Annotated in this window: 10 protein-coding genes; all 10 read left to right on the plus strand. The window is 65.3% G+C overall.

What is annotated here, in order from left to right; genetic code table 11:
- Window position 1 precedes the first annotated feature (1 nt).
- The 10 genes from C8C96_RS12270 (at window position 2) to C8C96_RS12315 (ending at window position 13,055) form a co-directional block, all read left to right on the plus strand.
- Window positions 2-1,507 carry a tripartite tricarboxylate transporter permease gene (locus C8C96_RS12270; RefSeq protein WP_056064614.1) on the plus strand — a complete coding sequence of 502 codons (1,506 nt, stop codon included), beginning with the start codon at window positions 2-4 and terminating at the stop codon, window positions 1,505-1,507.
- 222 nt (window positions 1,508-1,729) lie between these two features.
- Entirely contained in the window at window positions 1,730-2,368 is a 639-nt protein-coding gene (locus tag C8C96_RS12275) for a DUF2325 domain-containing protein (RefSeq protein WP_121942499.1), read from the plus strand.
- 119 nt (window positions 2,369-2,487) lie between these two features.
- Window positions 2,488-3,999 carry a sigma-54-dependent Fis family transcriptional regulator gene (locus C8C96_RS12280; RefSeq protein ID WP_121942500.1) on the plus strand — a complete coding sequence of 504 codons (1,512 nt, stop codon included), beginning with the start codon at window positions 2,488-2,490 and terminating at the stop codon, window positions 3,997-3,999.
- Between the two features lie 151 nt (window positions 4,000-4,150).
- Window positions 4,151-5,344: a substrate-binding domain-containing protein gene (locus tag C8C96_RS12285; RefSeq protein ID WP_056064604.1), complete on the plus strand. Its 1,194-nt coding sequence runs from the start codon at window positions 4,151-4,153 to the stop codon at window positions 5,342-5,344.
- Window positions 5,345-5,529: 185 nt separating this feature from the next.
- Complete coding sequence (locus C8C96_RS12290) at window positions 5,530-7,014, plus strand: PHB depolymerase family esterase (protein WP_121942501.1); 1,485 nt, start codon at window positions 5,530-5,532, stop codon at window positions 7,012-7,014.
- Between the two features lie 82 nt (window positions 7,015-7,096).
- Window positions 7,097-7,879, plus strand: coding sequence for an ABC transporter ATP-binding protein (locus C8C96_RS12295; RefSeq protein ID WP_056064596.1), 783 nt, complete (start codon window positions 7,097-7,099; stop codon window positions 7,877-7,879).
- Window positions 7,876-8,613 (plus strand): ABC transporter ATP-binding protein, encoded by a 738-nt coding sequence (locus C8C96_RS12300; RefSeq protein WP_121942502.1) that lies wholly within the window; start codon window positions 7,876-7,878, stop codon window positions 8,611-8,613. Before C8C96_RS12295 ends, C8C96_RS12300 begins: the two co-directional genes overlap by 4 nt.
- A gap of 115 nt (window positions 8,614-8,728) precedes the next feature.
- Window positions 8,729-9,715 (plus strand): branched-chain amino acid ABC transporter permease, encoded by a 987-nt coding sequence (locus C8C96_RS12305; protein ID WP_056064590.1) that lies wholly within the window; start codon window positions 8,729-8,731, stop codon window positions 9,713-9,715.
- 16 nt (window positions 9,716-9,731) lie between these two features.
- Window positions 9,732-10,805, plus strand: a complete 1,074-nt coding sequence (locus C8C96_RS12310) for a branched-chain amino acid ABC transporter permease (protein ID WP_056640192.1) — start codon at window positions 9,732-9,734, stop codon at window positions 10,803-10,805.
- 93 nt (window positions 10,806-10,898) lie between these two features.
- Entirely contained in the window at window positions 10,899-13,055 is a 2,157-nt protein-coding gene (locus tag C8C96_RS12315) for a D-(-)-3-hydroxybutyrate oligomer hydrolase (RefSeq protein WP_121942503.1), read from the plus strand.
- Window positions 13,056-13,074: the final 19 nt, after the last annotated feature.

A 13,074-nucleotide genomic window follows, 5' to 3' on the forward strand; every position in this document is an offset into this window, starting at 1 on the left:
CATGGAAACCTTAAACCTTTTGATGCAGGGTTTTGCCACCGCGGCAACACCCATCAACCTGATGTGGGCCTTTGTGGGCTGCATGATTGGCACCGCCGTGGGTGTGTTGCCAGGCATCGGCCCCGCAGTGGCTGTGGCCATGCTGCTGCCCATCACCGTCAAGGTCGAGGCCACGGCCTCGATGATCTTCTTTGCAGGCATCTACTACGGCGCCATGTATGGCGGCTCCACCACGTCCATCCTGCTCAACACCCCGGGTGAGGCCGGGTCCATGGTCACGGCCATGGAGGGCAACAAGATGGCCAAGCATGGCCGCGCCGGTGCGGCCCTGGCCACGGCCGCCATCGGATCGTTTGTGGCGGGCACCATCGCCACGGTGCTGGTGACCTTCTGCGCGCCGCTGGTGGCCGAATACGCCATCCGCCTGGGCCCGCCTGAGTATTTCATGCTGATGGTGCTGGCCTTCACCACCGTGAGTGCAGTGCTGGGCAAGAGCACGCTGCGTGGCATGGTGGCGCTGTTTGTGGGCCTGGCCATGGGCTTGATCGGCATCGACCAGATCACAGGCCAGGCGCGCTACACCGGTGGGGTGCCTGAGCTGATGGATGGCATCGAAGTGGTGCTGATCGCCGTGGGCCTGTTTGCGGTGGGCGAGGCGCTGTACAACGTGATGTACGAAGGCAAGTCCGACGAAACCCAGAACCGCCTGACCAGCACCCACATGACCAAGGAAGAGTGGAAGCGCTCCTGGCCCGCTTGGTTGCGCGCCACGGCCATCGGGTTTCCGTTTGGCACCGTGCCTGCCGGTGGCAGCGAGATTCCAACCTTCCTGAGCTATGCCGCCGAGAAGAAACTGAGCAAGCACAAGGAAGAGTTTGGCACCACGGGCGCCATCGAAGGCGTGGCAGGCCCCGAGGCCGCCAACAACGCGGCCATCACGGCCACGCTGATCCCACTGCTGACGCTGGGCATCCCCACGTCGAACACCACGGCCATTTTGCTGGGCGCGTTTCAGAACTATGGCATCCAGCCCGGCCCGCAGCTGTTCGACACCAACGGCGCGCTGGTGTGGGCGCTGATCGCGTCGATGTACATCGGCAACGTGATGCTGCTGATCCTGAACCTGCCGCTGGTGGGCCTGTGGGTGAAACTGCTGAACATCCCCAAGTCGTACCTGTACGCGGGCATTTTGGTCTTCTCCACCCTGGGTGTGTATGGCATGCGCCAGAGCGCATTCGACCTGGTGCTGCTGTACGCGATCGGCCTGCTGGGTGTGGTGATGCGCCGCTTTGACTTCCCCGCCGCGCCGGTGGTGGTGGGCATGATCCTGGGCCCCTTGGCTGAGGCACAGATGCGCAATGCGGTGTCGATTGGCGAAGGCAAGTGGACGATTTTCCTGGAGCGCCCCGGTTCGGTGACCCTGATCGTCATCGTGCTGGCCGTGCTGATCGTTCCGCGCCTGCTGCGCCGTTGGGCTGCCCGCAAGATGGCGCTGGCAGAGGCCTGAAACCGTGGCGAGACCCCAGGCTCGCACCCATAAAAAAACCGCGCCATCGGGCGCGGTTTTTTTTCGTCCAGACGGCGCGGGCAGATCCGTGCCGACGATTTTCTTGGCAAGCCAGGCCCCCAGGCGCTGTGCTCCCGGAGCCCTCCCCACCAGGTGGCTTGCTGTGAACTCAGGCTGAATCGTACCATAAAATGCGAATAGTTCTTATTTGCAGGATGGCGCATGTCTTCATTTCCGCAGGAGTTTCTGGTGCTTTGTCGTCAGTGGGGCGAAGCCCAGCGGCGTTGCAGCGCGGCCCTGACGGCGCAGGCCGCCGAGATCCAGGCGCTGCAGGCCGAGGTGGTGCGGCTGCGTGGGGCGCTGGTGGTGCGCGATACGCGGCTGGCCATGGCGTACGACGAGCTGGCGCAGCTACGGGCTGCTGTGCCGGGGCTATCCCGCCGTCAGACCATGGCACGCCATATCGCTGTGCTGGCGGAGCGCATTGCGACCTTGTCGCGGGAATGCCTGCGCTGGCGACTGGCGGCGCAGTCAGATACCAGGGCAGTGAGCCACCCGGAGCTGGGTGGGGCAACCAGCGCCGCGCCCCCGGGTGCTTCGGCACACCCCCGCAGGGTGCGCGTGCCCGTGGTGGTCGAGGCCCATCCGGACGCAGACGCGGGTGCGGCCTTCGACGCCAGCCTGGCCGCCGCTGACCTGGTGATTTGCCAGACAGGCTGCATCAGCCACGACGCCTACTGGCGCGTGCAGGACCAGTGCCGCCGCACGGGCAAGCCCTGCATCTTGGTGGACCAGCCGCTGGCAGCATGTGAGGCATCCCTGTACACCTCTTTGACTCCGGTTTTGGATAAAAACGCCTGATAGCGCTAGTGCCATTTGCCTAGGTAGCTATCTAATTTGTAGCGTCATGACTCCATGCCGGGCGTCTGCTGCCTGTGGGGGACAGATCCTGCGCCCCGCCGGCGCGCTACCATCCACGGATGCCCTTGCTCGCTGATGACGCCCCCGCACTGCCGCTGGATGCCCAGGGCATTCTGGAACTGGCGGCACGCTCCATGTTCCAGCTGTTCTCCAGCGTCAGCCAGGGCATGTTCCTGGTGGATCGCAGTGGGCGCATCGTGTGGGTGAATGAGGGCTACCAGCGCTTTCTGCCGGACCTGGGTTTTTCGTCGGTGGACCAGTTCGTGGGCCGCACGGTGGAAGAGGTCATCCCCAACACCCAGATGCGCCGCGTGCTCGAAACGGGCCAGCCCGTGCTGATCGACCTGCTGACCAACAAGGCGGGCACCTTTGTGGTCAGCCGCATTCCGCTGCGCGACGACGCGGACCGCGTGATCGGCGCCATTGGCATCGTGCTGTTCGACCATCCCGAGACCACGCTGCAGCCCCTCATCAGCAAGTTTGCGCTGTTGCAGCGCGACCTGGACGACGCCCGGCGCGAGCTGGCCAGCCAGCGCCGCCGCAGCCTGGCGGTGGCGGGCGACGGCGAGCGGCGGTCCAAGTACACCTTTGCCAGCTTCATCGGTTCCAGCCCCGCGGCGGCCGAGGTCAAGCGCCAGGCGCGCCGTGCAGCGCAGTCGAGCAGCCCCGTGCTGCTGCTGGGCGAGACGGGGACCGGCAAGGAGCTCCTGGCCCACGCGATCCACGCAGCGTCCAGCCGCGCCAGTGGCCCTTTCGTCAGCGTCAACATCGCCGCCGTGCCCGACACGCTGCTCGAGGCCGAGTTCTTCGGCGTGGCGCCTGGCGCCTACACCGGCGCCGACCGCAAGGGCCGCGACGGCAAGTTCAAGCTGGCCGATGGCGGCACGCTGTTCCTCGACGAAATCGGCGACATGCCCCAAAGCCTGCAGGCCAAGCTGCTGCGGGCGCTGCAAGAGGGCGAGATCGAGCCGCTGGGCAGCAACAAGCTCGTGCCCTTCAATGTGCGCATCCTGGCCGCGACATCGCGCGATTTGGCGTCCCTGGTGCGCGAGGGCAAATTCCGCGAGGATTTGTTCTACCGCCTGCATGTGCTGCCGGTGCGTGTGCCGCCGCTGCGCGTGCGGCGCAGCGACATTCCTGCCTTGGTCGAAGCGTTGGGCGAAGACCTAGCCCTGCGCAACGGCACCGCGCCGCCCGAGTTGCTGCCCGATGCAATGGCCCTGCTGGCGGGCCAGCCCTGGCGCGGCAACATCCGTGAGCTGCGCAATGTGCTGGAGCAGGCGGTGATGCGCAGCGACTCGCAGTCCATCGACGCCGCGCAGCTCGAACGCATCCTGCGCGAAGCGGGCGTGGAGCCCGCCGCCCCCGCCCCGGTGCAGGACCCGGGCCACGCCGCCGATGCCGAGGACGAAAGCCGATACCTGCGCCCGCTGGCCGAGCAGGTGGCGGAGCTGGAGCGCAAGGCCATCGCGGCTGCGCTCAAAGCCCATGGCGGCAACAAGCTGGCCACTGCTCGCCAGCTGGGCATCTCGCGCGCCACGCTCTATGGACGTCTGGAAAACCCTGAATAAAAATCAGGCAAATGTCTAAAAATTAGACATTCAATGTGTATTGAAATCAGGCAGTGTCGCCAGGGTGTCAGCAAAAGTATCTTTGAAATCAAGCACTTGGCTGCTGGCACAGACTGTGCAATAAAGAAGCATCACAACAGGAGACATCGCCATGCACCGTCGCACTCTGGTCGCCCTCGCTTCCGCAGCCGTTACCGCCGCCGCACTTTCTGCCCCCGCGTTCGCGCAGACCGGTGAAATCCGCATTGCCCACGTGTACAGCAAGACGGGTCCGCTGGAGGCCTATGGCAAGCAGACCCAGACCGGCCTGATGATGGGCCTGAACTACGCCACCGGCGGCAGCATGACCGTCAATGGCAAGAAGCTCGTCGTGATCGAGAAGGACGACCAGGGCAAGCCTGACCTGGGCAAGAGCCTGCTGGCCTCGGCCTACTCGGATGACAAGGCCGACATTGCCGTCGGCCCCACCTCCAGCGGCGTTGCCCTGGCCCTGCTGCCCGTGGCCGAGGAATACAAGAAGATCCTGCTGGTGGAGCCCGCCGTGGCCGACGCCATCACCGGCGACAAGTGGAACAAGTACATCTTTCGCACTGGCCGCAACAGCAGCCAGGACGCGATCTCCAACGCCGTGGCCATCGACAAGGCGGGCGTGACGGTGGCGACGCTGGCGCAGGACTATGCCTTCGGCCGCGATGGCGTGAAGGCCTTCAAGGACGCGCTCAAGAACGCCAAGCTGGTGCACGAGGAATACCTGCCCACCACCACCACCGACTTCACCGCCGGTGCCCAGCGCCTGATCGACAAGCTCAAGGACGTGCCAGGCCGCAAGGTCATCTTCATCATCTGGGCCGGTGCGGGCAATCCGTTCAAGATCGCTGACATGGACCTCAAGCGCTATGGCATCGAGATCGCCACCGGCGGCAATATCCTGCCCGCCATGGCGGCCTACAAGAACTTCCCCGGCATGGAAGGCGCCACGTACTACTACTTCGGCATCCCCAAGAACCCCGTGAACGAAGCCATGGTGGCTGCGCACTACAAGGAGTTCAAGACCCCGCCAGACTTCTTCACGGCCGGCGGCTTCAGCTCTGCCATGGCGCTGGTCACGGCCCTCAAGGCCACGAACGGCGACACCAACACCAACAAGCTCATCAAGACCATGGAGGGCATGAGCTTCGAGACGCCCAAGGGCAAGATGACCTTCCGCAAGGAAGACCACCAGGCCATGCAGAGCATGTACCACTTCAAGATCAAGGTGGACCCGGCCTTTGCCTGGGGCGTGCCCGAGCTGGTGCGCGAGATCAAGCCTGAAGAAATGAACGTGCCGATTCGCAACAAGCGATAAGCCGGTCTTTTGATTCCGTTAGTGAGTTAGCGAGGCCCGTCGGACAGGACCCCCGTCCTGCTCCTTCGGGGTCCATCCCGCAGGGGCGGCCGCCCCTCTTTTTCCAGTGAATTGATGCATGAACCCCCGGGTGTACACGGGGGCTGGGTCGGTTTTTCTCAAAAATTATTTGGAGACAAGACAACATGGCTTTCAATTTCATCCGGGCGGCAGCAGCAGGGGCTGCGATGGCACTGTGTGGCGTGGGCAGTGTTCACGCTGCCGTCAACCTGCCAGCACTCAAGATCGACAAGACACAGACCACGGTATCGGGCCTGTCCTCGGGCGGCTTCATGGCCGTGCAGCTGCACGTGGCGTATTCGGCAACGTTTGCCAAGGGCGCGGGCGTGGTGGCGGGCGGCCCGTTCTATTGCGCCGAGGGCTCGGTCGTCAACGCCACCGGGCGCTGCATGGCCAGCCCGTCAGGCATCCCCACCAGCACGCTGGTCAGCACCACCAACACCTGGGCCAGCCAGGGCGTGATCGACCCCGTGGCCAATCTGCAGAACTCCAAGGTCTACCTGTTCTCGGGCTCGCTCGACAGTGTGGTCAAGACTGGGGTGATGGACGCGCTGCGCACCTACTACAACAGCTTCGTGCCCGCCGCCAATGTGGTCTACAAGAAGGACATTGCGGCCGAACACGCCATGGTGACGGACGACTACGGCAACGCCTGCTCCACCAAGGGCGCGCCCTATATCAGCGACTGCAACTTCGACTTGGCTGGTGCCATGCTGCAGCACCTGTACGGCACGTTGAACGCCCGCAACAACGCCACCCTGCCCGCCGGCAATTACATCGAGTTCAACCAGAGCGAATTCATCACCAACCATGGCATGGCCACCACGGGCTGGGCCTATGTGCCCCAGGCCTGCCAGGCTGGCGGCACAGCCACCTGCAAGCTGCATGTGGTGCTGCATGGCTGCAAGCAGAACATCAGCGATGTGCAGCAGCAGTACGTGCGCAACACCGGCTACAACCGCTGGGCTGACACCAACAACATCGTGATGCTGTACCCGCAGACCAGCACCGCAGCCACCAACAGCTGCTGGGACTGGTGGGGCTATGACAGCGCCAACTACTCCAAGAAGTCGGGCCCGCAAATGGCGGCCGTCAAGGCCATGGTGGACCGCGTCTCCAGCGGCACGGGCGGCACCACGCCCCCCGACCCTGTGGCCCTGCCAGCCCCCACGGGCGTGAGCACGTCGGGCGCCACGGCCAGCAGCATGGCCATCGGCTGGGCCGCCGTCACGGGCGCGGCCAGCTACAACGTGTACCGCAACGCCAACAAGGTCAACGCGCTGCCTGTGACTGCCACCAGCTACACCGACACCGGTCTGGCCGCGTCCACCACCTACAGCTGGACGGTGCGCGCGGCCGATGCCAACGGGGCCGAGGGCGCCACATCGGCCGCAGCTTCGGGCACCACGCTGGCCGCATCGGGCGGTGGCACCGCCACCTGCACCACCGCCAGCAACTATGCGCACACCCTGGCCGGGCGCGCGTATGCCGCCGGGGGCTACACCTATGCGCTGGGCTCCAACCAGAGCATGGGCCTGTGGAACGTGTTCGTCACCAACACCTTGAAGCAGACCAGCACCAACTACTACGTGATCGGCACCTGCCCCTAAAGTGCCGGGGCGCGCTGCCGCAGGGCAGGGCGCCCCACCCATTTCATCGATTGACTCAGACCGTGAAAGTGAACCCCCACCCATGAGCACCTTGGCCACCAAGGACTTGACCATCCGCTTTGGCGGCCACGTGGCGGTCAACGGCGTGACCTGCTCGTTCGAGCCCGGCACGCTGACCGCCATCGTGGGCCCCAACGGCGCGGGCAAGACCACCTACTTCAACCTGATCTCGGGGCAACTCAAGGCCACCAGCGGCAGCGTCACGCTGGGCGGGCAGGACCTCACGGGCCAGTCCGTCTCGGCACGCACCCACGCGGGCCTGGGCCGGGCCTTCCAGCTCACCAACCTGTTCCCCAACCTCAGCGTGCTGGAGAACGTGCGCCTGGCCGTGCAGGCCACGCAAGAGGGCAAGCACCGCCGGGGCATGAACCTGTGGAGCATCTGGAGCGACCACAGCGCGCTGACCCAGCGCGCCCGCGTGATCCTGCAAGCCGTGGCCATGACCGACCGGGCCGACACTCCAGTGGCCAGCCTGCCGCACGGCGACCAGCGCAAGCTCGAAGTGGCGTTGCTCATGGCACTGGAGCCGCAGGTCTACATGTTCGACGAGCCCACGGCCGGCATGAGCCACGACGAGGCGCCCGTGATCCTGAACCTGATCCGCGAGCTGAAGAAGGACAAGACCAAGATCATCCTGCTGGTGGAGCACAAGATGGACGTGGTGCGCGAACTGGCCGACCGCATCATCGTGCTGACCAACGGCACGCTGGTGGCCGATGGCCCGCCAGCCGAGGTGATCGCATCGCCCGTGGTGCAAGAGGCTTACCTGGGCGTCTCCAAGGACGCAGAGAAGGAGGCCGCATGAGCACGACACCAACGACCAACCTGCTCGAACTCAAGGGTGTGCACACGCACATCGGGGCGTACCACATCCTGCACGGCGTTGACCTGGCTGTGCCTAAAGGGCAGCTCACCATGCTGCTGGGCCGCAACGGCGCAGGCAAGACGACCACGCTGCGCACCATCATGGGCCTGTGGCATGCGTCGCAGGGCTCCATCCACTTTGGTGGCAAAGACATCACGGCCATGAACACCCCCGCCATTGCGGGCATGAACATCGCCTATGTGCCCGAGAACATGGGCATCTTTGCCGACCTCACGGTGAAGGAAAACATGCTGCTGGCCGCACGCAGTGCCCGCAACGCCGCGCAGATGGACGAGGCGCGCTTGCAGTGGATCTTCAAGCTCTTCCCCGCGGTGGAGAAGTTCTGGAACCACCCCGCCGGCAAGCTCAGCGGCGGCCAAAAGCAGATGGTGGCCGTGAGCCGCGCCATCGTTGAGCCGCGCGATCTGCTCATCGTGGATGAGCCCAGCAAGGGCCTCGCGCCCGCCATCATCAACAACATGATCGATGCGTTCGACCAGCTCAAGAAGAGCGGCGTGACCATCCTGCTCGTCGAGCAGAACATCAACTTTGCCAAGCGGCTGGGTGACACCGTGGCCGTGATGGACAACGGCCAGGTGGTGCATGCGGGCAGCATGGCCGCGCTGGCGCAAGACGAAGAACTGCAGCGCTCGCTGCTGGGGTTGGCGCTATGAGTCGTGTGAGCAATTTCAGATGTTTTCGGGCGGTAGTGCAGGTATCTATTGCCCTGGCAGCTATCAAATATGTAGCTAATGTACGTGGTGCGGCGACTGCCGCTGGAGGTCGGGCATGAGCGTCACCCGCGATTTCGACTGGAAGCCCCTGGCGCTGGTGCCGGCGCTGGCGCTGCTGGTGCTGCCCTTCATCGGCTCGCCCAGCACCTGGCTCACGCTCACGGTGGCGGGGCTGGCCATGGGCATGATCATCTTCATCATTGCCTCGGGCCTCACGCTGGTGTTTGGCCTGATGGATGTGCTGAACTTTGGCCATGGCGTGTTCATTGCGCTGGGTGCGTTTGTGGCCACCAGCGTGCTGGGCGCCATGGGCGACTACACCCAGAGTGCCGAGCTGTGGCGCAACCTGATGGCCGTGCTGCCCGCCATGGTGGTGGCCATGGCAGTGGCCGGGGCCGTGGGCCTGGCGTTCGAGCGCTTCATCGTGCGGCCGGTGTACGGCCAGCACCTGAAGCAGATCCTCATCACCATGGGCGGCATGATCATTGGTGAAGAGCTCATCAAGGTCATCTGGGGCCCCGCGCAGATCCCGCTGCCATTGCCCGAGGGCATGCGCGGCTCGCTGCTGGTGGGCGATGCTGCCATCGAAAAATACCGCCTCGTCGCGGTGGCCGTGGGCCTGCTGGTGTTTGGGGTGCTGGCCTGGACGCTGTCGCGCACCAAGGTCGGCCTGCTGATCCGCGCCGGCGTGCAGGACCGCGAGATGGTCGAGTCCCTTGGCTACCGCATCCGCCGCCTGTTTGTGGGCGTGTTTGTGGTGGGCTCGGCCCTGGCGGGCCTGGGCGGTGTGATGTGGGGCCTGTACCAGCAGAACGTGGTGCCCCAGATGGGCGCGCAGGTCAACGTGCTGATCTTCATCGTGATCATCATCGGCGGCCTGGGCAGCACCGGCGGCGCGCTCATCGGTGCGCTGCTGGTGGGGCTGATGGCCAACTACACCGGCTTCCTGGTGCCCAAGGTGGCGCTGTTCTCCAACATCGCGTTGATGGTGGCCATTCTCTTGTGGCGCCCGCAGGGCGTCTATCCCGTGGCCAACCGCTGATGAGGAGCCGACTGACATGCTGAACCGACTTCTCTCCGGCGACTATCCGCGCAGCAAGGTGCTGGCGGTGATTCTGGTGGCCATCTTTGTGGGCCTTGCTTTTGCACCTTTCCTCTTCCCCGGGGTCAAGGCGCTGTCCGTGGCGGCCAAGGTGCTGATCTTTGTGGTGCTGGTCGCCAGCTTTGACCTGCTCTTGGGTTACACCGGCATCGTGAGCTTTGCGCACACCATGTTCTTTGGCATTGGTGCCTATGGCATTGCCGTGGCCACCACGCGCATGGGGCCCACCTGGTCTGCGCTGCTGGTGGGGCTGGCAGGCGCGCTGGTGCTCTCGCTGCTGCTGTCGCTGGCGGTGGGGCTCTTCTCGCTGCGCGTGCGGGCCATCTTTTTTGCGATGATCACGCTGGCCGTGGCCGCTGCGTTCCAGACGCTGGCCTCGCAGTTGTCGGACATCACCGGCGGCGAAGACGGCCTGACCTTCAAGGTGCCCGAGTTTCTGTCGCCCAGCTTCGAGCCGTTTGACGACCCCTTCCTGGGCGTGAGCATCGATGGGCGGCTGATCTGCTACTACCTGCTCTTCGTGACGGCCGTGGCGCTGGTGCTGGCGCTGCTGCGCATCGTCAATTCGCCCTTCGGCCGCGTGCTGCAGGCCATCCGCGAGAACGAGTTCCGCGCCGAGGCCATTGGCTACCGCGTGGTGGTGTATCGCACCACGTCCAGCGTGCTGTCGGCGCTGTTTGCCACCATGGCAGGCGCCATGCTCGCGCTCTGGCTGCGTTACAACGGGCCGGATACGTCCCTGAGCTTCGAAATCATGATGGACTGCCTGCTCATCGTGGTGATCGGCGGCATGGGCACCATCTACGGCTCGGCCATTGGCGCCGTGCTCTTTCTGGTGGCGCAAAGCTACCTGCAGGATCTGCTGCGCCTGGGCAGTGAGGCCACGTCGGGCCTGCCCTGGCTGTCGGCGCTGCTGTCGCCCGACCGCTGGCTGCTGTGGCTGGGCGTGCTGTTCGTTCTGTCCGTTTACTACTTCCCCACCGGTGTGGTGGGGCGCCTGCGCGCGGCAGCTGCGCGCAAGGTGGGGTGAGTGGCCTGTCCGCGCCGGGTGACTGGCGTGGCCTGGGTGTGTGGGTGAGCTGTGCAACAAAGACGCAAAGAAAAAACTCCAGGAGACAAGCACATGAAGATGAGCATGAAGAACCCGCGTTTTCGTCCCTTTTCTCGTCCGTTCGTTCCCGCCGTGCTGGCTGCAGCCGTGCTGGCCGCCTGCGGCGGCAGTGATGGCGACAGCGCCGCACTCAACACCAAGCCCGCCTACCTGGGCGCCATCAGCGAGGCCACGTACGACGGCAACAGCAACGATCTGCTCACCGCGGGTCTGGGCGCCACAGGCCTGGCGGCCTCCGTGCCACCGGCCCACGCCGACCCGCTCAAGCCCACGGCGGCCGAGCTGCGCCGCACCGCCATCCACACCAATTACCGCGCCATGCTCGACATGACGGCGGCGGGCGGCTACGGCACGCTGTATGGCCCCAATGTGGATGCGCAGGGCAAGGTCACCACCGGTGAGGGCAAGGTGGCGGGCACCGAATACATCGCGTTTGCCGACGACGGCACGGGCCGCAAGAACGTCACCCTCATGGTGCAGGTGCCTGCCAGCTTCGACCCTAAGAAGCCCTGCATGATCACCGCCACGGCTTCGGGGTCGCGCGGCGTGTACGGCGGTATCTCCACGGGCGAGTGGGGCCTGAAGAAGGGCTGCGCCGTGGCGTACTCTGACAAGGGCACGGGCGGTGCTCCGCACGACCTGCAAAACGACACCGTGCCGCTGATGGACGGCACGCGCACCACGGCCGCCGCAGCGGGCAAGGCCGCAGCCTTCAACGCGGGCCTCACGGCCACCGAGCTGGCCGCTTTCAACACCGCCACGCCCAATCGTTTTGCGTTCAAGCACGCGCACTCGGGCCAGAACGCCGAGAAGGACTGGGGCACCACCACCTTGCAGGCCGTGGAGTTTGCCTACTACGTGCTCAACCAGCGTTACGGCGCCACCGATGCGGCGGGCCAGCGCCTGAAGACGCTGACCCCGGCCAACACCATCGTGATTGCCTCCAGCATCTCCAACGGTGGCGGCTCCGCGATTGCTGCGGCCGAGCTGGACACGCAGGGTCTGATCAGCGGCGTGGCAGTGTCCGAGCCCGCCATCGAGATGCCTGCCAACCCCGGCGTCACGGTGCGCCGTGGCAGCGCCGATGTGGCCGTCACTGGCAAGACGCTGGTGGACTTCACGACCTACGCCAACCTGTACCAGGCCTGCGCATCGCTGGCGCCGTCGGTCAGCACCAGCCCTTATGCAGCTGCTTTTGCCGCCGGCTTTGGCAGTGCGGCCCTGCCGATTGCGCCCAATCGCTGCGCTTCGCTCAAATCCGCAGGCCTGCTCACGGCCTCCACCACGGCCACGCAGGCCGAGGAGGCTTTGCAAAAGCTGCGCGCCTACGGCTGGGAGCCGGAGTCCAACGACCTGCATGCGTCGCTGGCTGCTTTTGAAGTCGCTCCGGCGGTGGCCGTCACGTTCGCCAACAGCCTGTCGCGTGCCAGTGTCAAGGACCACCTGTGCGGCTTCAGCTACGCGGCCACAGCGGCTACGGGCGCGGTGACATCACTGGCACCCGCAGCCCTCGCTGGCATGTTTGCCACGGGCAATGGCGTGCCTCCATCGGGCGGCATCAACCTGGTCAACAACCTGGGCAAGCTGGGCCCGGCACGCGACTTTCTGTCGGTGTCGGACGCTGGCGTGGCCGACTGGAACCTGAGCGGTGCGCTGTGCCTGCGCAACCTCGTCACCGGCAACGACGCTGCTGCCAAGAAGCTGCAGGCCGGTGTGGACGAAACCCGCCGCAACGGCAACCTGCGCGGCAAGCCTGCCGTCATCGTGCATGGCCGTGCCGATGCACTGCTGCCCGTGAGCCACACCTCGCGCCCCTACGCTGCGCTGAACAAGAAGGTCGAAGGCGCCGCCAGCAAGCTCAGCTATGTGGAAGTGGCCAATGCCCAGCACTTCGACAGCTTCATCGGCTTGCCCACCGTGCTGCCGGGTTATGACAGCCGCTACGTACCGCTGCACGTGTACCTGAACCATGCGCTCGACGCCGTGTACGACCACCTCGCCAACGGCAAGGCGCTGCCCGCCAGCCAGGTGGTGCGCACGGTGCCACGTGGCGGCACACCGGGCAGCGCCCCGGCCATCACCGCCGCCAACGTGCCGCCGCTGGCCGCCACGCCCGCTGCCGCCAACGCCATTGCCATCACGGCGGGCGCCATTTCCATCCCCGACTGACCGGGACGCTGAACGACCT

Origin of the sequence: Acidovorax sp. 100 (assembly GCF_003688355.1) — a bacterium.
GTDB lineage: Bacteria > Pseudomonadota > Gammaproteobacteria > Burkholderiales > Burkholderiaceae_C > Acidovorax > Acidovorax delafieldii.